Raw genomic sequence first — 19,697 nt, forward strand, 5'->3', positions numbered from 1 at the left:
CAAGGAAGCTTACATGCGAGATCAGGGACGCTTGGTGGAATGGTTTGATGATAAAGGCTATGGCTTTATTCAACCTGATGATGCCAATAAGCAGCGTGTGTTCTTGCATATTAAGGACTTTGCGCGACCTGGTCCGCGCCCAATTGTCGGCTGTGCTTTGGAATATGGGGTGTTGTTGGATGGGCAAGGGCGTTTTCGTGCCCAGCAAGTGACCTATCTCAAAGCCTCACAAACAGCAAAACGACCTAAGCCGAAATCCAAACCTGTTACACCACAAAAACATTCCGTGATGCAGCTGGCATGTATCGCTTATTTTATTGTGTTGGCCATCTTGGTGATGTTGGGTTTGCTTAGCGGACTGGTGCTGTTGTTTATCAGTCTTATGAATGCGGCCAGCTACTGGTTTTATGCCCAAGATAAAGAGGCCGCACAATTGGGTGGACGTCGTGTACCCGAACAGACGCTGCATATTCTGGCATTTTTAGGGGGTTGGCCTGCGGCATGGCTGGCACAGCAAAAATTACGGCACAAAACACAAAAACAACCTTTTAAGAAAGTGTATTTCTGTACTATAGCTTTAAATCTATTACTTATTTTATGGCTGATCTCTCCTTTAAATAGCTTGCCAATCTAGAGGAAAGCCTGCCAACACAAAGGGGAAAAAAGAATGAATAAACCCATTGATCAAGATCCAAATCGTAGCTTAACGCTCGTTTTATATGTCCTTTATATCATTGCAATTTTTACGGGTGGCTTACTGGCTCTGATTGCCTTGATCATTAACTACATCAAACTGAACGATGTGCGAGGCTCCATTTTCGAGAGCCACTTTATCTGGCAAATCCGCAGTTTCTGGTGGTATTTGTTCTGGAATGTGATGGCTTTTGTGCCGTTCTTTTTCCTGTTTTTCACGGGAGATAATCCAGACCTGTTTGCAGGGGTTGCCTTGGGCAGTACCATCTTCTGTGTCAGCGTAATTGCCATTGCTTGGATTTGGATCGTCTATCGTGCCATCCGTGGCATTATCACCTTGAATGACAACCAACCTATTTAAGCCCTTCAAGATATAGCGATCAAAACTGAAATCTCAATATCCGTTGAATGGCTTTGAATAATGAAAAGAGTGGCGAAAGCCACTCTTTTTTTGCCCAATTCTGAACCCGTATGCACCATGGTTAGTCGGAGAATTGCCTCAAGCTGGACGCTTTAAGCAAACTGGCTTTACATTGTGGATTTATCAAATGTACATATTTTTGATAAATAACTTACATTTTTAATAATTTAAAATTACTTTTTTAATATTTATAATGAACTTTTTTATATTATTAAAATTACATTTTTAATAATTATAATTTACCTTTTTAATAAATTAACTTTACATATATGTACAGTTATTTTTTTAAATTTATAAAGTGATTTTATTTAAAATAAAGTTGGAAATAGATTAAGCATAATAGCGCCCACGACGTCTGCGTAAGCCTAAAACATGGATGGCGCGAACCAACACCGCATAAGAAACACTATAGCCAAATTCCTGTTCAAACAAGGGCACTAAATCACTAATATTCTGAAATTTTGTTTTCTTTGCAAAGGTTTGAAAGGCCGTCCAATCCTTGATATGACTGGGTGCACCGCGTTTTTCACTCGGTTTTGGGACAAGGTCGCCCGTTTCTTCTTCAAGCTTGATCCAAGCATCTAAAGTGACCCGTGAAATGTTAAATTGTTTGCAAACCGCCACTTTGTAGTCGGTAATTTTATAGGCTTGAATTGCGGCTTTGCGCACTTCCATGGAGTATCTAGGCATTAACTTGTCTCATTTTTAAAATAAGATTTTTTATATTATATGGCATAGTTGTTGCAAAAAAAGAATTAAGTTAAATAAAATATGTAAGTGGTGGCAAAATGAAAAAAACTGAGGTTTCTTTCAGAACATTGTCTTTATGGCAGGTCATTATTATTGGTGTGGCTTATATGACGCCCATGACTGTGTTCGATACCTTTGGGATTGTTTCGGGAGTCACCGAAGGTCGTGTGCCACTGGCATATTTATTGGCACTGTTTGCCATGCTACTGACTGCTATCAGTTATGCACGTTTTAGTCGGGTCAGTGATAAACCCGGTTCGGCTTATAGCTATACCGCAGAAACATGTGGTCCGCAGGCAGGCTTCTTTGTCGGCTGGTGTGCCTTGCTGGACTATATTTTACTGCCCTTAATTAATGCGTTGCTGGCAGGGATTTATTTAGAAGCCGTGATTCCAGCAGTGCCATACTGGGCGTGGGTGGTGCTGTTTACCGTTTTGGTCACCCTGATTAACTGTTTCCGAATTAATTTGCTGGCGAATTTGAGTCTGATTTTTGTCTTTGCGCCCATAGTCCTGATGTTGCTGTTTGTCTATCTGGTGATTCAGGGTGTTGGGCATGATCAAGGTTATAATCATGTACTCACTATGGCGCCATTGTTTAATGGCAATACTGAAATTCTGCCGTTGATTGCGGGTGCTTCAATCCTCTGTTTTTCCTTCTTGGGCTTCGATGCAGTCACCACTTTGTCGCATGAAACCAAAGACCCGAAGAAGACCATTCCACGTGCGGTGATCTATACCACATTAATTGGCGGGGTAATTTTCTTTACCGCTTCTTGGTTTATTCAGTTGTATTTCCCAAGCAATGTCCTCTTCAAAGACCCTGATGCCGCCTTACCTGAAATTGTGATGTATGTCGGTGGGGCATTATTCCAAGCTGTTTTCCTGTGTGCACAAATCATGAATACCTTTGCTTCTGGTTTGGCAACCCATGCCAGTGCATCGCGTTTACTGCATATTATGGGACGTGACGGCATTTTCCATAAAGGCACTTTGGGTCAGGTGCACAGCAAATTGGGCACGCCGTTGTATGCGGTGTTGGGGATTGGAGTGATCTGCTTGCTGGCTATCGTGCTGGATTTGGCCACCGTGGTCAGCATGATCAGTTTTGGCGCCTTGATTGCCTTTACCGCAGTCAATTTCTCGGTCTTTATGAAATTCTATGTACACGAAAAGCAACGTCAGGGCTGGAATAACAAATTTAAAAATCTGTTCTTACCGTTAATTTCTGTCGTGGCCATTTTATGCCTCTGGTTCAACCTCGAAAAATCAGCCTTGCTGTTTGGTCTGGCGTGGTTGGCCGTCGGAATTGTGATCTTCATTTATAAGAAACTGAAAAAGCAAAATATTGTAATTGGCAATGCCTATTAATTGTGACGTGTAAATCTAAAAGAAGTGAGTGTAAATATGCAAATCAATAAGCCAAAATTTCTCGAAGATGTGGAATTCAAAGCCAGCCATCAAGCACAAAGTGGCAAAGAGTGGAACTGGATTCCGGACACACGTGGACAGTTTCCCCATCCTGCCAACTATTATGAAAGTTCCTTACAGGATTGGCATCATTTCGATGCGCTGAATGCCGATATCGTTTGTGATGTGCTGGTGATTGGTGGTGGTTTACTGGGTACATCCACCGCACTACATTTAACCGAACAAGGGGTAGACACCGTACTGGTCGAGAAAAATCGGATTGGAGGGGCAGCATCAGGGCGCAATGGTGGTCAACTCACCCCTGGTTTAGCGCGTTGGGAAGCCGAAGAAATGATTCGTCATTTCGGTTATGAAGATGCCAAGCGTCTGTGGCACTTTACTTCGACTGAAGCTATGTCCTTAATTGATGACATTGCAGCGCGTTATGCGCTCGATTTACAGCGCAAGCAGGGGCATATTACCGCAGCGGTACACGAAGGACATTTGGTGGCACTCACCCAAGGTGCAGATGCACGTAAATATTTAGGTGAAGATCATACCCGTGTGGTGGGCAAACACGAGCTGATGCAGCATGTGAACTCCGACAATTATTTTGGCGGCTTGCTGGACAGCTTAGGTGGGCAGATTCATCCTTTGGCCTTGAATCGTGGTTTAGCCTATGGCTTTTGCCAGAATGGTGGCAAGGTCTACGAGCAAACCGAAGTACTTGCGGTACAGGAACGTGATGATGGTATTTATGTGACGACTCCCACTGGGGTGATTAAAGCCCGTAAGAGTGTGGTCATGGCGGTGCATCATGCCTCGTTCAAACTGCTAGAACAGCATAACCAAACCACCATTCCGTTTTATACCTATGTGTGTACCACAGCACCGTTAGAAGTGGATTTAAAAGAGCTGTTACCATCAGATACGCCTGTGTATGACACTCAATTCCAAATCGACTATTACCGTGGCGTATCCCAAAACCGTTTGTTGTTTGGAGGGGAAGGCACAGGTTCTTGCTGGACCCCAGAAAAGACCCATCAATATTTATTGGGGCGGATTCAGCATGTGTTCCCGCAACTGCAAAATGTAGCACTGGATTTTGTCTGGAGTGGCACCACCGATCTCACCATGAATGGTGCTGCGGATAGCCGCAAATTTGGCGATCAATATCCAATTTATGCAGTACAAGGCTGGAGCGGGCATGGCGTGGCACAGACCGTCAGGATTGGTAAAGCCATTGCCGATGATTTTTGTGGTCAGGCGGATGATTTTCAGATGCTGACCAGCATTCAGCATCAGGATATTCTGTTCGGTCGTGCCTTAGCCCCAGTGGTGATTCCGATGGCGAAAAGTGCCTATAGTCTGGGGGCGATGGTGAATCCGGGCAAAATGGTGTCGTTCTAATTATCTACCCTCATGACGAAGTCGCCAAAGATCAGGGCGACTTCGTGTTGTAACATTATAGCTGCTCTGCTTGTTTTTTTGATTTCAGCAGCTTGGGCTTCCATTCACTAATCAGAATACCAAGCACCACCAGTACGCCGCCCAGTAAAGCCAGTGGAGCCAAACGCTCCCCAGCTAGACGACCAAATAACGCTGCCCAAACAGGCTCGCCTGCATAAATAATTGCAGCCTGAGAAGGATTAACCGAACGCTGCGCCCAGTTCATTACAAATTGAATCATGGCGCTGGCAAGTCCCAGAGCAAAGGCAATGCTCACCAGTGGCCATGAGAAGGCTGGAATTTGATGTTCTCCTACCAGTGGCATAGCAGCAAAAGACAGGATTGAACCCACTGCCAATTGAATCACGGTGACACGTGCCAAATTGACTGTTGGGGCAAAATAGCCAATCAGAATGATTTCCAGTGCAATGCCAATCGCCCCCAACAAAGTCACGATTTGACCGAAGTTAAGCGAAATGGCTTGGAAACCGTTGCCTGTAAGTAACACTAAACCGAGAAAGGCACAGCAGGCACCAATCCAGATCATGAAATGTGGAGTTTTGCGGAAGATCAGCCACAACAATACTGGCACCAGTGGTACATACAGCGCGGTTAAAAATGCGGATTCACTGCTGCTGATGGTCTTTAAGCCGACTGTTTGTGTGCCATAACCAATGGTCAACATACAGCCAATAATAAATCCAGCCCAAAGATCCTGACGGGTGATGTGTTTTAACTGTTTGAAAGACAGCAAGCCGATCAGGGTCGCAGCGCAGGCAAAACGCAGCCCGACAAAAAACATCGGTGAACTAAAATTTAAGGCGAATTTAACCGTCAAAAAGGTACCGCCCCAGATAAAGGTAATTAAAATCAGGGCGATCACAGGCGCTTTGCTGCCGAGCGATTGAGTGAACATAGTGGGTTTTAATATTGTGCAGTATATTGCACATAGCTTGCCATGCTTTTATTTTTTGTGCAATATACTGCTCAATGTTTTCTTGAAACACCTGTATGAAGCATCCCTCAGTTTTACAATATGTCAGTCAAAATGTGCGCCATTATCGCAATCTCAGGGGCTTGAGCCAGCAGCAATTGGCGGATTTAGCAGGCCTAAGTCGTCGCATGGTGGCAGGGGTCGAGACAGGACAGGACAATATCAGTCTGGCAAAACTTAGCTTGATTGCCGATGTGCTGGAAGTGGATTTTGCTCAGATGATTGCTGCCCCTGAACAGCAAGGGCAAGCGGTGGTCAATGCCTTGGCTTGGCAGGGCACGCAAGAGCACAGTGAGGCAAAGCTGTTGGCTTCGGCATCGGCCAGTAAAAAAGTGGAACTTTGGACGTGGACGCTCGCACCGAATGAACAGTATTGTGCTGAACCTGACCCAGAAGGTTGGCGCGAGATGCTATATGTGATTGAAGGCGAACTGACCCTTGATTTGGCAGGCGAAATGAAAGTGCTGCGTGCAGGCGAATCAATTGTGTATGCCAGTAGCATGGACTACCGCTATATCAATCAGGCGGCTATTCCCCTGAAATTTATTCGTAATGCAATTTACTAAAGCCAGTGAATAGATTAAATCCTAGATTTACCGCATAAAAAAAAGAGGTCATTCGACCTCTTTTTTAGTGCTTAGGATTAGAGCGCTTGCTGATCCAATAACAATTGTGCTTCACGTAAGTTCAATGAACCTTCATAAATTGCACGACCTGTAATCGCACCCAAAATACCCGGTTGACCTTTGAGGTTACGCACGTCATCCAAGTTGGTCACGCCACCAGAAGCAATCACAGGCAAGCCTGAGTATTGTGCCAAGTGTACGGTTTGTTCTACGTTCACCCCTTGCATCATGCCATCACGCGCAATATCGGTGTACACAATGCTGGAGACACCTGCATCAGCAAAACGTTTAGCCAAATCGGTTGCCTTAACGTCTGTTACGTTCGCCCAGCCATCGGTCGCGACCATGCCATTCATGGCATCAATCCCGACAATGATACGACCTGCGAATTTTTTACAGGCTTCTTCAACAAATTCAGGCTCTTTCACTGCTTTGGTGCCAATAATCACAAAAGACACACCTGCATCAAGGTAGTGTTCAATCGTTTCGAGTGAACGGATCCCACCGCCAATTTGAATTGGCAACTCAGGTTGTGCTTTGGCAATCGCTTCGACTACAGGCTTATGAATTGGTGTACCTGCGAAAGCACCATTCAAATCGACCAAATGTAAGCGGCGTGCGCCTTCATTCACCCAATGCTGTGCAGTTGCTACAGGGTCATCAGAAAATACGGTATCGTCTTCCATACGGCCTTGTTTTAAACGCACACATTTGCCATCTTTCAGGTCAATTGCAGGGATGATCAGCATGCTTTCGCTCCTTACCCGATCTTTTAAAATTTATTCGCCGCAATCTTAGCAAAGTATTGGCAAATATCTAAGCAAGTTGTTGCTTTTATTTCGTTCTATGTTGTGCGGCAGGCAAAGTAATGCCTAAACGCAGCAATTCTTGATAAATCAGCACGGGAGCGTAGGCATCGGCAGCTGCATATTGGATTTGCGCGGGGTTTAAGGGGAACTTGCTCCAGTTGGAGGTGCTGACACTTTTACTTTTCGGAAAATTGACCTGAAACAGCAAGGCCATGGCATTTTTCACCCCGACAGGCGTAGTTATGCCAAAGGCGTGAAAGGCTTTGGAGAGATCCAGCACCTGATTGAAATGAATGCCTTTTTTGCGAAATAGATGCGCATCATTTTTTAGTCCAAAACCAACCTTCAGTTGTATCGGGCTTTCAAAAATTGGGGTCAGAAAATCCAGAATGGCAGGACTAATTTGGAAAATATAAGCCTTGTCTGCGGTCGCCAATTGAATCACATGTGGACCTGTCGCGACTTCCCCCTTGCGAAAAGTGGGTTTGGATTCGGAGTCAAAACCAAACAAAGGTGCTTTAAATAATTCCTCTTGTAAGGCATGACATTGCGCCAAGTTGGACACCAGTTGAATTTGTTCGGGGGCTAAATTTTGAAAAAGAGGTAGTTGTTGAATTTGTTCTTTGCTTGGCAGGGGCGAAGGAGTATGGAGAGGATTCATTTGAATTCAATGCGAGCTTTTTAAGCAGACTAGCGCTTTTTTATTTTAAAGGCAAAATGAAACCTGCAAGTTGCAGGTTTCAAAGCGCATTAGTGTTGTGCGATTTTATTCAGCTTTCTGCGTGTCCATGTGCTGGTGTTGCATTTCGACCTGTGATTGATGTGCGCGTTGTACATAATTCGAATAAGCAGGAATCGCAATGGCGAATAAAATACCAATCGGAAAAATAAGGATATAAATCCAGCCTAAAATCTTTTCCCACGTTTGTGTTTGTCTAGGTTGACCAAATTGATTTTCATGAGCATCGCCTTTCGCCATAGATAAATACAATATCATGATGAAATTGGCAAACGGCACCAATATCAGTAAAGATAACCAACCACTATGATTACGGTCATGTAAACGACGAATGCTAAAGACAAAGCTACAATACATTATGCCAATATAAAGAATTCCAATAATGAGCAAGGCAAGGAAGGGCATGTTTTGTCCTGCTTCTGGAGAAAAGCCGGGGAGTACGATAGCTGCGAGAATGCCAAAAAAGATGACTACGACCAAAAGTAGACCATTCCATCCTAAATAAGATAAGCGTCCAAAACGTCCAGCCGCGCTGAGTGCAGAATCATTCACAGAAGAATGCATAATGATATTCCTATAATTTTTAGTAAGTGTAATGTATGGGTTTTTGAAATAAATATTTGATTTAATTTTAAAATTATAATTAGGTTAAGCTGAAGATTAAAGCATTAATTAGCCTAAAAAGAAAAACCCGCGAGTTGCGGGCTTCGAGTGTGTAATAGGTTTAAATATCCCATTCCACAAAGTTTTTCAGTAATTGCAGTCCAGCCGTGTGACTTTTCTCTGGGTGGAACTGTGTCGCAAACAGATTTTCTTGATGAATGGCAGTGCAGAACTGAATGCCATAATCGCAAGTCGCAGCAACAATGCTACTGTCTTTTGGCTCAACATAGAAGCTATGAACGAAGTAGAAACGCGCATCTTGTTCAATGTTGTTCCACATTGGGTGGCTTGGATCTGCTTGATGCACTTGATTCCAACCCATGTGTGGCACTTTTAAGCCATCCATGTCTGGAAAGCGTTTGACTTCACCTTCAAAAATGCCCAGTGCATCAGCACCACCATTTTCTTCAGAATGTTGCATCAGTGCCTGCATACCGACGCAAATGGCTAAAACAGGTTTGTTAAAAGTCGCTTTGCGTACCACTTCATCAATACCTGCTTCATGCATGCCTTGCATGCAGTCACGCATGGCACCTACGCCAGGAAATACAATTTTATCCGCTTGGGCAATCAGTTTAGGATCATTGGTGACATCCACCGTCGCACCGACATGTTCTAACGCTTTTGCCGCCGAGTGCAAATTGCCCATGCCATAATCAAGAAGTGCAATACGGGTCATTACAAACTTCCTTTGGTTGAAGCAATGGTATTGGCTGCGCGAGGATCAATTTCACATGCCATACGCAATGCACGAGCAAAAGCCTTGAACACACTTTCAATCTGGTGGTGACTATTTTTACCTTTAAGGTTGTCAATGTGCACCGTCATGAGCGCATGATTGACGAAACCTTGGAAGAATTCAGAAAATAAATCTACATCAAAACGACCAATCATGGCGCGTGTGAAAGGAATATCCATAAACAAACCTGGACGACCCGATAAATCAACCACAGCACGGCTTAAAGATTCATCCAGTGGCGCATAAAAATGACCATAACGACGTAAGCCTTTTTTATCGCCTAATGCTTGGGCAAAAGCCTGACCAAGGGTAATACCACAGTCTTCTACCGTATGGTGATCATCAATTTCCAAGTCGCCATCACAATGGATATCGATATCAAATAGTCCATGCCGCTTGATTTGATCAATCATATGGTCTAAAAAAGGAACTCCAGTGTTTAAAGTGCCTTGACCTGTACCATCGAGATTTAAACGAACTCGAATTTTGGTTTCGTTGGTATTTCTTACCACTTCACTGATACGTTCTGTCATAGACACGTTCCTCAAAAACGTCAAAAATGATTGATGTAAACTGTTTTTCGCCGTGACGAAATCACCGCATATTAGATTGCTCAGGAGGGTTTATCAATGCCTATCACCGTACATGCTTATACTTCACTAGAAAATGAAGAAATTCGCAGCCAGCTTGAGCGACTGTATGACACCAGCCCAGAATTTGGTGACGGGCAAGATGCCATTGAACAACTTGAGCAAAACTTAGCTCAGTATACCCTAGTTTACACCGCAGAATTTAATACCAAAGTGATTGGTGCAATTTGGTGTACGGGGCAGGGTGAAAGTAAAACCCTTGAATATATTGTGGTCCATCCTGCCAATCGCGGACGTGGCGTTGCGGAGCGCTTGGTGGCAGAGGTGTGCCGTATGGAAGAAGCCAAAGGCGTGAAGGTGTTTGAGCCGGGGTGTGGCGCTATTCACCGTTGTTTGGCACATTTAAATAAATTGCCGAGTTAACTGGAAAAGTTGCGTCCGTGCTGATGCTCTAGTCTGTCTTCGCATTCCATAAAAGCAGCAGTGATGCTGCTTTTTCTTTTGAAGATTCCACTCTAATGCCATGCAAAGTTAAAGCATTTCACTAAGATAGAGCTTAAGCTTTGATGAAAAAGCAATCATTTGATACAAAAATAATAAAAAGTCGCTTGACTGCTGTATCTTAAAGCGCTTTAATACGCCCCATCGGCGTGATAGCTCAGTAGGTAGAGCAACGGATTGAAAATCCGTGTGTCCCCAGTTCGATCCTGGGTCTCGCCACCATATATTTTAAAACCGAATTTGTGTTTTCAATCCCTGATCCCATCAGGGATTTTTTTTGGGTAAAAAATATTCAAACGATTAAAATAATTAGAATTAGCATTGACTATTTACCTCAGATACGGCTTAATACACGGCATCGGCGTGATAGCTCAGTAGGTAGAGCAACGGATTGAAAATCCGTGTGTCCCCAGTTCGATCCTGGGTCTCGCCACCATATTCAAAAAACCCCAAACAATGTTTTGGGTTTTTTTATGCCGCAAGAAAAGTCATGCGATACAATTTAAATAAGCAAACATGACAATAACAACAGGGCGGGATCAGCAGCATGAATAAGGATTTATTTTCTGAGCATAGTCAGCGTTATCAACAGGCACGCCCACAATATTCGACAGAAATTCTAGAGGCTATTTTGGCGTATGTCCCTGAATGCGCATTGGCTTGGGACTGTGGGGCAGGTTCAGGACAATTTACCCAGTTACTTGCGCCTCATTTCGCGCAGGTGCTTGCAACAGACCTGAGCGAGCAACAACTCCAGCATGCCCCTTACTTTGCGAATGTACGCTATTTACATGCAACCGCTGAACACAGCTCACTTGCAAGCACTTCGGTAGATTTGGTTTGTGTGGCACAAGCAATTCATTGGTTCGATTTTACTGCGTTCTATACCGAAGTGAAGCGCGTGCTCAAGCCGAATGGCGTCATTGCCGTGATTGGTTATGGTTTGATCCAGTTACAAGATGCTGAAGTGCAACAAGCGCTACATCAGCTCTATTTTGAAACGCTAAAAGGTTATTGGGATCCAGAGCGGCGTTATATCGATGAGCACTATCAAACGATCCCTTTTCCTTTTCAGGAATTAACAGTGCCAGCTTTAGCCTTGAATTACACATGGCGCAGCGCGCAAGTGTTGCAGTATCTCGCCACATGGTCGGGCTTGCAGCATTACCAGCGTGCTCAGCAGCATGATCCCTTGCATGAGCTACGTGAGCTGTTAGCAGCGAAAGGCAATCCTATGCTGAGCCTGAGCTTCCCAGTTCTGTTGCGGCTTGGACGTTTAGAGTGTAGGTGAGAGCTGGTTGGGAAGGATTCAATACGTCGAACGCGCCATTCAGTTATGATTTAAATGCGTGGCTTTACGTGGATGCAACTGTTTAAACTCTATCTGAGTTTTAAAATATAAAGGGTAGAAATTTTAATGGACATTTTGCCATGTATTTCTCTCCCATCATATCCAGTGCACTGGTTTTGAGCGCACTGTTGATGAGTCACGGCTATGCCAAAGACGCTTATGATCTCTCCGCATTAACAGAACAAGATTTACGCGCCGAAACGGGGGATATTCAATCCCAACCCGATCAAGGTAGACAGCAAATTTTTGAGCATTATTTAATGCAGCTAGAAGTTGCAGCACAGCAATCTCCTTTGATTGAAAGTGCGCGAATTTCGCAGGAAATTTTACCACCGCAGCAGATTCCAGATTTTGATTTGCCGCTGCCAATTTTGTTGCAGGTCTATTCAATTGCGGAAGGCTTACAGTCGGATGATCCTCGGCTGGGGCTATATCGCATGATTGATCCTGTGGTAAATCCGAATAGTCCTTTACAGCATACCCAGCCGATCTCGCAAATTCAGTTGAATCTTGGTGTGGTTTCAATGGGAACTGTAGAACAGCGAATGAATGTGGGTGGTTTAGCGAAGCTATTTTTATTGACCTCACACTAAGTGCATAAAAAAACGCCCCATGCGGGGCGTTTTTTAACTGATCTGATTAAGCAGATTTTGCTTCAGCTTGAGTTGCAAGCATGTGACCAGTTTCTTCGAAGTTAGAGTGCCAAGAAAGCGCTTCACGTAGTAAGTGTGGCGTATGACCACCTTTTGCACATGAACGGTCAAAGTAGTCGTTTAACGCATCACGGTACATTGGGTGTGCACAGTTGTCGATAATCGCACGCGCACGCTCACGTGGAGCTAAACCACGAAGATCTGCAAGACCTTGTTCAGTCACAAGGATGTCGACATCGTGTTCTGCATGGTCAACGTGTGATGCAAATGGAACAACTGAAGAAATGTCGCCACCTTTCGCAATTGATTTGGTTACAAAGATAGCCAAGTGTGCATTACGTGCGAAGTCACCAGAACCACCAATACCGTTCATCATTTTGGTACCGCAAACGTGAGTTGAGTTCACGTTACCGTAAATATCAAACTCAAGTGCAGTGTTAATCCCGATAATGCCTAAACGACGTACCAACTCTGGGTGGTTCGAAATTTCTTGTGGACGAAGTACCAATTTGTCTTTGTAAGCTTCAAGGTTGTTAAATACTTTCTCGCCGTATTTTGCAGAAAGAGTAATTGAAGAACCTGATGCAAAAATCATTTTGCCTGCATCAATCAATTCAAACGTACAGTCTTGTAGGACTTCTGAGTACATGATCAAGTCTTCGAAGTTTGAATCTTTCAAACCAGTCAATACTGCGTTTGCGATTGAACCGATACCTGCTTGAAGAGGACCTAAGTTCTTCGGTAAACGCTCTTCAGCAACTTCTTTTTCGAAGAATGCGATCAAGTGGTTAGCAATTGATTGAGTCTCATCATCTGGAGGAGTTACGGTTGATGGAGAGTCATGTAATTCGCTGTTAAATACGATACCTACGATTTTAGAAGGATCGATGTTGATCGCAGTTGTACCAATACGCTCATCCACTTGAGTTAATGGAATTGGTTGGCGTGTTGGGCGATACGTTGGAATATAGATGTCGTGTAAGCCTTCAAATGCTGGGCTTAAGTTGGTGTTGATTTCAACAATCACTTTTTCAGCAAAAATTGCAAAGCTTGCAGAGTTACCTACAGACGTTGTTGGAATAATGCCACCATCTTCAGTGATTGCGACCGCTTCGATCACGGCAACATCTGGCTTTTTCAACTGAAGGTTACGCATTTGCTCAACAGTTTCAGATAAATGCTGGTCAATGAACATCACTTCGCCATTGTTGATGGCTTTACGTAAAGTGTTGTCTACTTGGAATGGAAGACGACGTGCTAAAACACCCGCTTCAGTCAATTGTTTGTCAAGGTCATTACCCAGACTCGCACCCGTGATTAACGTAATTTTTAAAGGGTTGGTGTGAGCACGTTTTACTAAAGCCAATGGAACAGCTTTTGCTTCGCCTGCACGGGTAAAGCCACTCATACCTACGGTCATGCCGTCTTCGATGAATGCTGCAGCTTGTTCTGCGCTGATGACTTTGTCGTGAAGTGAAGCTAAACGAATGCGATCTAATGACATGGTTGACTCTCGTTGAAATCTTGAAACTGATAGGGATTGTACCCATCAGAAAAAGCATTTTGCATACCTGTTATGCTAAGGTCTAATTTTTTAGAAAAATGCGGGTATAACAAATTTTGATAATTTTTAATCAATTGATTTTATGAGGGATATTTCTTCAGAATTCGCTTAATTTTAAAGCTGACTGTACGGTTATTGATCAAAATTAGCGTAAAGTTTGTTACAAATGGCATGTTTTGAAGATCACAATGTCACGATACAGAAAAATTTAGATAAAAAAGTAGAGCAAATCATTTTTAATATGTTGGAAATTTCATTTAATTGCTGTTGAAGGATTGATCAGGGGAGCCTTCTTGACGTCCTCATTGATGAAAAGGTGAAGCTGTGTAGCATGGGCTGTACAACATTCACCTTGGCAGAATCACTGCGTTTGTTAGAAGTGTTCGCTAATACTTTGTTTGAGTTTCTCAATTGGATTGCTGGTCGCGTGTTCTTCAGGTTCTTCTTGCGGTAAAGGCAGCAAAATAATGGCTTCCAGCCCACCTTGTTTACGGTTGTGAATCAGGAGTTTACCTTGGTGAATATCGACAATCCGTTTCACAATTGCGAGACCTAAGCCACTGCCTTGCACGGTTCGCGCGGCATTGCCACGGACAAACGGCTGCATCAATTCTTCAATCTGATCTTCGGGAATGCCTTCACCATGATCCGCCACACTGATCATAATATGTTCGCCTTCGACCCGAGCTGCCAATTCCACAGGCTCAGCTCCATAACGCTTAGAGTTATTGATTAAGTTGCCAATCAGACGTTTCAGCGACAAACTGCGGGCTTGAATTAATGGCAATTCTTGCGGGCTAAAACGTATATCCAGTGGCTTAAACTGAATCACCAACTCTTGCAATAAGTTGTTGATGTCTGTGGCTTGCAGGACTTCATCCGATCCATCCCGCATGAACGAGATGAATTGATTCAGAATGGCATCCATATCTTCGACATCGTAGATTAAGCCTTCTTTTAAGAAGTCATCATCGGGCATCATCTCTGCACTGAGACGAATACGGGTCAGGGGTGTACGCAAGTCATGTGAAATCCCAGCCAGCATAATTCGACGATCACGCTCGGTCTGATCCAGCGTATAAATCATGTGGTTAAAGGCTTGGTTCACCTCACGAATCTCTTGAGGTCCATGATTGGTTTCTAAATAGGGTGCCGTACCAGTTTTACTGTAACTGTTTGCTGCATTTTGCAGGCGACGTAATGGACGGTTTAGCTGGCGCACAAGGGTGAGAATAATCACCGCAGAAATCAGTGGAACGCCAAACAGCCAGCCAAAAATCAGTTCCGGACTGTAATTGGCATAGGTTTTCAATGGTTCTCGCACCCAGTGCCCATTCATTTCGGGGGTTTGCACCCAAATTCGTGGGCTCGGCTTAAACTGGAAATACACCGTGACGTCTTTAATTTTTAGTTCATTGGCGAGCTGATGCTCAATGCGGTTGGTAAAGAAGTCAGCAATCAGTTTATCTTTGACGTTGGGATATTCTTGAGGATCAGTGACATATTCAACTCCAACGCGCTGTTTCAGCCATCGGTCAATATCCAGTTCTACATCGTCATGATAAATTTTTAAGTGCGGGTTGTTGATCATTTCCAGTTCAACAGCAAGAAACCTCGCATGCTGTTGGATTTCAGGTAAATACAGCGTTTTCCAGAAGAACCATAACGACATGAATAAGCTAAAGAACACCACAAACAGCACCAACACCGTTGTACGCATGGCGGCTGAACGCGGTTTAATTTTGTCGAGAAAGCGTTCTGAGGGCGTGCGTTTTTTCTCGGAATAGTGGACAAAATCAGTAAATTCTTGCGGGTCGATGGGATCTAGCTTCACGGTAATTACCAATAATTTAAGAATATGGTGAGGTTTTTTGCAGGGTCTTACTGTGATGAGTTTGAAATCCAGTTTTAACCTTCAGTTGGACCTACTTTTGTTTCGGCAAAAGTAGGCAAAACCATTTCCATTCGCAAAACTCGTCCAATGTAAGCATTCATCTGAATTCTCGCAGAAACTTTCTTATCGAAATTCTCCTGCCTCGAACAGTTGCGAATGGGATGTCACGAAATTCCTAAAATGTATTTGGATGATTTCGTTAAATCAGTATTATTCCGCACCATCTGGAACGAAGACATAACCTACACCCCAAACCGTTTGAATATAACGAGCACGGGCAGGGTTTTCTTCAATCAAGCGACGTAAGCGAGAAACTTGTACGTCAATTGAACGCTCCATCGCCCCCCATTCACGTCCACGTGCCAAATTCATTAATTTGTCACGGGTCAGTGGTTCACGCGGATGTTGCACCAAGGCTTTTAGTACCGCAAATTCACCTGTGGTCAGGGTTACCACTTGCCCTTCGCGGGTCAGGGTGCGTGTTGAAAGATCCAAAGACCACGGACCAAAACTCACCACTTCCATTTGCTGACTTGGTGCACCAGGCACTTCACGTACTTGGCGACGCAATACCGCACGGATACGCGCCAACAACTCATTCGGGTTGAATGGTTTTGGTAGATAGTCATCTGCACCCGCTTCTAAACCCGCAATACGGTCTGAATCGCTACCACGCGCGGTCAGCATGATAATTGGGGTATCAATATTGGAGTGACGCAAACGACGACAGATACTTAAACCGTCTTCCACAGGAAGCATAAAATCGAGCACGATGAGTGAAAACAGTTCGCGTTGGAGTAAGCGATCCATTTGGGTAGCATCGTGTGCTGTTTTGACCACGAAGCCTTTATCTTCCAAGAAGCGTTGTAGTAGCGTACGTAAACGCACATCATCATCTACGACGAGAATGCGTTCAACGCGATCAGTGTCTGCATGTACAACATCGCCATGTTCTGCAGGTACAACTAAACTCATGATGTGTGCTCCTTATTCTTTATTGTCATCGTATACGGGGTCAAGAGATCACTAGGAGTATACGATTCATTTATATCGATTTGCTATGTTCTAAAGCAACAAATATTGCAGTTAAAATCAAGACATAGATACCAAATATATACATCTAAAATAGCGGATTAACGCCTGATTTACTGTAGTTCTTTGCCAGAATATGCAAAAAAAGTGTGCGATTGATGAAAAAATCGAAAATTGGCAAATTCGATCAGAATGAAATTTAATAAAACAATTGTGGATTTTATGGTCTTGGTCTTTATAATCATGGCTTTTAGAACTTATCCTTGTGGGATCAAACACGATGACTGACTTAGTTCAGCAGTTGGCAACAGAGCTTGCCGTACGTTCAAATCAAGTCGAAGCTGCGATTAAACTAATCGATGAAGGCGCAAGCGTTCCATTTATCGCACGTTACCGTAAAGAAGTGACGCAAGGTCTAGACGACACTCAGTTACGTCAGCTCGATACACGTTTAGCGTATTTAAGAGACTTATACGAGCGTCGCGAAAAAGTCATTGAATCATTGAAAGAACAAAATAAATTGTCAGATGATTTATTGGCACGCGTAAATGCTGCTGAAACCAAAAATGCTTTAGAAGAAATTTACGCGCCATATCGTCCAAAGCGCACCAGTAAATCGTTTAAAGCGAAAGAAGCGGGCTTGGGTCCAATTGCAGAAAAAATCTTTCAAGAAGCAGTGGAACCAAGTGAAGCATTGGCGGGTTTTAGTCATGAAGAATACCCAGATTTAGAAAGCCAACTGGATGCGATCCAGCACATTCTGATTGATGACTGGGCACAAAATATTGCATTAACCACTGAATTAAAAACGACCTTTGCCAAAACAGCGGTACTAAAAAGCTTGGTGGCAAGTGAAGAGAAAAAAGAAGTCGGTAAAAAATTCCGTGACTATTTCGATTTCTCTGAAAACCTGAACAAAGTGCCTTCACATCGTTTATTGGCGATGTTGCGTGGCCGTCAAGAAAATGTCTTGGGTTTAAAAGTGGATGGTGAAGATAGTGCACCATTGGCACGTATTGAAGTTGAATACAATTTAGATCAAGTTCAGCCGCAAGCACGTCAGGACTTCTTAAAACAAACGGCAAAGCTGTTCTGGTTAGGCAAAGTTCGTCCTAGCATCGAACATTCATTACTGACAGAAAAGCGTTTGAATGCCGAAGCGGAAGCGATGCAAGTGTTTGCGGAAAATCTACGTCACTTATTGCTTTCTGCACCAGCAGGCAGCCGTTGCACGTTGGGCGTAGACCCTGGTATCCGTACCGGTGTGAAATTGGCAGTAGTCAATGAATCGGGTGATGTGGTGGCACATAGCACCATTTATCCGTTTGCACCTAAAGAAGATAAAGCAGGCTCCATTGCTGAATTGGCGCGTTTGTGCCAAGAGTTCAATGTTGATTTAATCGCGATTGGTAACGGTACAGCAAGCCGTGAAACTGAAGCGGTAGTTGCTGAAATGATGGCGCAACATTCTGAACTTAAAGTGACACGTGTGACGGTCAGTGAAGCAGGTGCATCAGTTTATTCAGCATCTGAATTGGCTGCGACTGAATTGCCAGAATTGGATGTATCAATTCGTGGTGCAGTGTCTATTGCGCGTCGTTTGCAAGATCCATTGGCTGAATTGGTTAAAATTGATCCTAAATCGATTGGTGTAGGTCAATATCAACATGACGTGAACCAGACTGGTTTGGCAAAAACTCTGGATGCAGTGGTTGAAGACTGTGTGAACGCGGTCGGTGTAGATGTCAACACCGCTTCTGCGGCAATTCTGGGTTATATCGCAGGTTTGAACAAAGCCATTGCACAGCAAATCGTAGAATTCCGTAAAGAAAATGGTCGTTTCGACAACCGTCAAGCCTTGAAGAAAGTGCCTCGTTTAGGTGATCGTACCTTTGAACAAGCAGCAGGTTTCTTACGCATTCAAAATGGTAGCGAACCGCTAGATGCTTCTGCTGTACATCCTGAGAGTTATGGTTTGGTCGAAAAAATGGTGACTGCCAAAGCGACGACTGTGAAAGACTTGATTGGCAACAGTGAAATTATTCGTCAAATTAAGGCGGAAGATTTTGCAGATGAACAATTTGGTTTGCCAACCATTCAAGATGTTTTAAGCGAATTGGAAAAACCAGGTCGTGACCCACGTCCAGAATTCCGTACCGCTAAATTCCGTGAAGACATCACTGAAGTGGCGCAATTGACGGAAGGCATGCAGCTTGAAGGCGTAGTGACCAATGTGACGAATTTCGGTGCCTTTGTTGATGTGGGTGTCCATCAGGATGGCTTGGTGCATATTTCTGAATTGGCGAATGAGTTTGTTTCAGATCCGCACAAAGTGGTAAAACCAGGTCAAATTGTTCAGGTCCGTGTTTTACAGGTGGATGCTGAACGTAACCGTGTGAACTTGTCGATGCGTGCAGAAGGAGCAGAAGCGCCGAAAGCACCGCGTCAACCACGTCGTGAACATGCTGGTCAAGAACAGCGTGGCGAGCGTAAGCCTCAAGGTAAGCGTCCGCAACAAGCGCGTCCACAAGGTGATCGTCGAGAGCGTCAAGGTGGTCAAAAGCCGCAAGCCCATAAACCACAAGACAACAAGATTGGTGGTTTAGGTGCATTGTTATTACAAGCAGGGATTAAAGGCTCGAAATAAGCCTTAACCTGAGAAAAAAACCTCCCCATCGGGAGGTTTTTTTATGCTTAAAATATTGATCCATGTTCAACTTTGCTATTGTCGTGTTTCTAACTTCAAGATGAGTCGAATCTGAAGATCAACAAAAATAATATTAAAAGCTGTTAAACATTCACAACAGCACAGCATAACTT

19 protein-coding genes and 2 tRNA genes are annotated in these 19,697 nt (G+C 43.8%); 11 read left to right on the forward strand and 10 right to left on the reverse strand.

Annotated elements, in window-relative coordinates; translation table 11 throughout:
* Positions 1-13: 13 nt before the first annotated feature.
* Together GWK51_RS05120 and GWK51_RS05125 are read left to right on the forward strand one after the other, a co-directional pair.
* Positions 14-634 carry a DUF1294 domain-containing protein gene (locus GWK51_RS05120; RefSeq protein WP_161932934.1) on the forward strand — a complete coding sequence of 207 codons (621 nt, stop codon included), beginning with the start codon at positions 14-16 and terminating at the stop codon, positions 632-634.
* 33 nt (positions 635-667) lie between these two features.
* A complete protein-coding gene (locus tag GWK51_RS05125; RefSeq protein ID WP_161932935.1) occupies positions 668-1,054 on the forward strand; it encodes a DUF4870 family protein in 387 nt (128 codons plus the stop codon).
* A 390-nt stretch (positions 1,055-1,444) separates the two neighbouring features.
* On the opposite strand, the gene GWK51_RS05130 is transcribed toward GWK51_RS05125, so the two are convergent.
* Complete coding sequence (locus tag GWK51_RS05130; RefSeq protein ID WP_161932936.1) at positions 1,445-1,804, reverse strand: transposase; 360 nt, start codon at positions 1,802-1,804, stop codon at positions 1,445-1,447.
* A 98-nt stretch (positions 1,805-1,902) separates the two neighbouring features.
* Here GWK51_RS05130 and GWK51_RS05135 point away from each other — a divergent pair, with 98 nt between their 5' ends.
* Positions 1,903-3,234, forward strand: coding sequence for an APC family permease (locus GWK51_RS05135; RefSeq protein WP_161932937.1), 1,332 nt, complete (start codon positions 1,903-1,905; stop codon positions 3,232-3,234).
* 36 nt (positions 3,235-3,270) lie between these two features.
* Positions 3,271-4,683, forward strand: coding sequence for an NAD(P)/FAD-dependent oxidoreductase (locus GWK51_RS05140; protein WP_161932938.1), 1,413 nt, complete (start codon positions 3,271-3,273; stop codon positions 4,681-4,683).
* Positions 4,684-4,738: 55 nt separating this feature from the next.
* Here the strand turns inward: GWK51_RS05140 and GWK51_RS05145 are convergent, their stop codons facing one another.
* A complete protein-coding gene (locus GWK51_RS05145) occupies positions 4,739-5,638 on the reverse strand; it encodes a DMT family transporter (protein ID WP_161932939.1) in 900 nt (299 codons plus the stop codon).
* Between the two features lie 95 nt (positions 5,639-5,733).
* Between GWK51_RS05145 and GWK51_RS05150 the strand changes: the two genes are divergently transcribed.
* On the forward strand, positions 5,734-6,282 hold the full coding sequence (locus GWK51_RS05150) for a helix-turn-helix domain-containing protein (RefSeq protein ID WP_161932940.1): 549 nt from the start codon (positions 5,734-5,736) through the stop codon (positions 6,280-6,282).
* Between the two features lie 77 nt (positions 6,283-6,359).
* On the opposite strand, the gene hisA is transcribed toward GWK51_RS05150, so the two are convergent.
* The 5 genes from hisA to hisB form a co-directional block, all read right to left on the reverse strand.
* The gene (gene hisA / locus GWK51_RS05155) at positions 6,360-7,091 is read right to left on the reverse strand and encodes a 1-(5-phosphoribosyl)-5-[(5-phosphoribosylamino)methylideneamino]imidazole-4-carboxamide isomerase (protein WP_100241260.1); all 732 of its coding nucleotides are present in this window, start codon (positions 7,089-7,091) and stop codon (positions 6,360-6,362) included.
* 85 nt (positions 7,092-7,176) lie between these two features.
* Positions 7,177-7,812 (reverse strand): 3'-5' exonuclease, encoded by a 636-nt coding sequence (locus GWK51_RS05160; protein ID WP_161932941.1) that lies wholly within the window; start codon positions 7,810-7,812, stop codon positions 7,177-7,179.
* Positions 7,813-7,917: 105 nt separating this feature from the next.
* The gene (locus tag GWK51_RS05165) at positions 7,918-8,454 is read right to left on the reverse strand and encodes a DUF805 domain-containing protein (RefSeq protein ID WP_161932942.1); all 537 of its coding nucleotides are present in this window, start codon (positions 8,452-8,454) and stop codon (positions 7,918-7,920) included.
* A gap of 160 nt (positions 8,455-8,614) precedes the next feature.
* Positions 8,615-9,232 (reverse strand): imidazole glycerol phosphate synthase subunit HisH, encoded by a 618-nt coding sequence (gene hisH, locus GWK51_RS05170; protein ID WP_161932943.1) that lies wholly within the window; start codon positions 9,230-9,232, stop codon positions 8,615-8,617.
* On the reverse strand, positions 9,232-9,825 hold the full coding sequence (gene hisB / locus GWK51_RS05175; protein WP_100241264.1) for an imidazoleglycerol-phosphate dehydratase HisB: 594 nt from the start codon (positions 9,823-9,825) through the stop codon (positions 9,232-9,234). Before hisB ends, hisH begins: the two co-directional genes overlap by 1 nt.
* A gap of 96 nt (positions 9,826-9,921) precedes the next feature.
* On the opposite strand from hisB, the gene GWK51_RS05180 reads away from it, so the two are divergent.
* The 5 genes from GWK51_RS05180 (at position 9,922) to GWK51_RS05200 (ending at position 12,327) form a co-directional block, all read left to right on the forward strand.
* Positions 9,922-10,305 carry a GNAT family N-acetyltransferase gene (locus GWK51_RS05180; protein ID WP_100241265.1) on the forward strand — a complete coding sequence of 128 codons (384 nt, stop codon included), beginning with the start codon at positions 9,922-9,924 and terminating at the stop codon, positions 10,303-10,305.
* 224 nt (positions 10,306-10,529) lie between these two features.
* Positions 10,530-10,605: transfer RNA gene (locus GWK51_RS05185), tRNA-Phe, on the forward strand.
* Between the two features lie 138 nt (positions 10,606-10,743).
* Positions 10,744-10,819 (forward strand) — tRNA-Phe (locus GWK51_RS05190).
* A 111-nt stretch (positions 10,820-10,930) separates the two neighbouring features.
* Positions 10,931-11,674 carry a class I SAM-dependent methyltransferase gene (locus tag GWK51_RS05195; RefSeq protein ID WP_161932944.1) on the forward strand — a complete coding sequence of 248 codons (744 nt, stop codon included), beginning with the start codon at positions 10,931-10,933 and terminating at the stop codon, positions 11,672-11,674.
* A gap of 140 nt (positions 11,675-11,814) precedes the next feature.
* Complete coding sequence (locus GWK51_RS05200) at positions 11,815-12,327, forward strand: hypothetical protein (RefSeq protein WP_161932945.1); 513 nt, start codon at positions 11,815-11,817, stop codon at positions 12,325-12,327.
* 46 nt (positions 12,328-12,373) lie between these two features.
* Here GWK51_RS05200 and GWK51_RS05205 read toward each other — a convergent pair whose 3' ends face one another.
* The 3 genes from GWK51_RS05205 to ompR form a co-directional block, all read right to left on the reverse strand.
* On the reverse strand, positions 12,374-13,891 hold the full coding sequence (locus GWK51_RS05205) for an acetyl-CoA hydrolase/transferase family protein (RefSeq protein ID WP_100241947.1): 1,518 nt from the start codon (positions 13,889-13,891) through the stop codon (positions 12,374-12,376).
* A 433-nt stretch (positions 13,892-14,324) separates the two neighbouring features.
* Complete coding sequence (locus tag GWK51_RS05210; protein WP_161932946.1) at positions 14,325-15,785, reverse strand: ATP-binding protein; 1,461 nt, start codon at positions 15,783-15,785, stop codon at positions 14,325-14,327.
* A gap of 270 nt (positions 15,786-16,055) precedes the next feature.
* Positions 16,056-16,820, reverse strand: coding sequence for an osmolarity response regulator transcription factor OmpR (gene ompR / locus GWK51_RS05215; RefSeq protein ID WP_016168735.1), 765 nt, complete (start codon positions 16,818-16,820; stop codon positions 16,056-16,058).
* A 337-nt stretch (positions 16,821-17,157) separates the two neighbouring features.
* On the opposite strand from ompR, the gene GWK51_RS05220 reads away from it, so the two are divergent.
* Positions 17,158-19,524 carry a Tex family protein gene (locus GWK51_RS05220; RefSeq protein WP_161932947.1) on the forward strand — a complete coding sequence of 789 codons (2,367 nt, stop codon included), beginning with the start codon at positions 17,158-17,160 and terminating at the stop codon, positions 19,522-19,524.
* The last annotated feature ends 173 nt before the right edge of the window (positions 19,525-19,697 follow it).

The organism is Acinetobacter kanungonis (genome assembly GCF_009939195.1).
GTDB classification, from domain to species: Bacteria; Pseudomonadota; Gammaproteobacteria; order Pseudomonadales; family Moraxellaceae; genus Acinetobacter; species Acinetobacter kanungonis.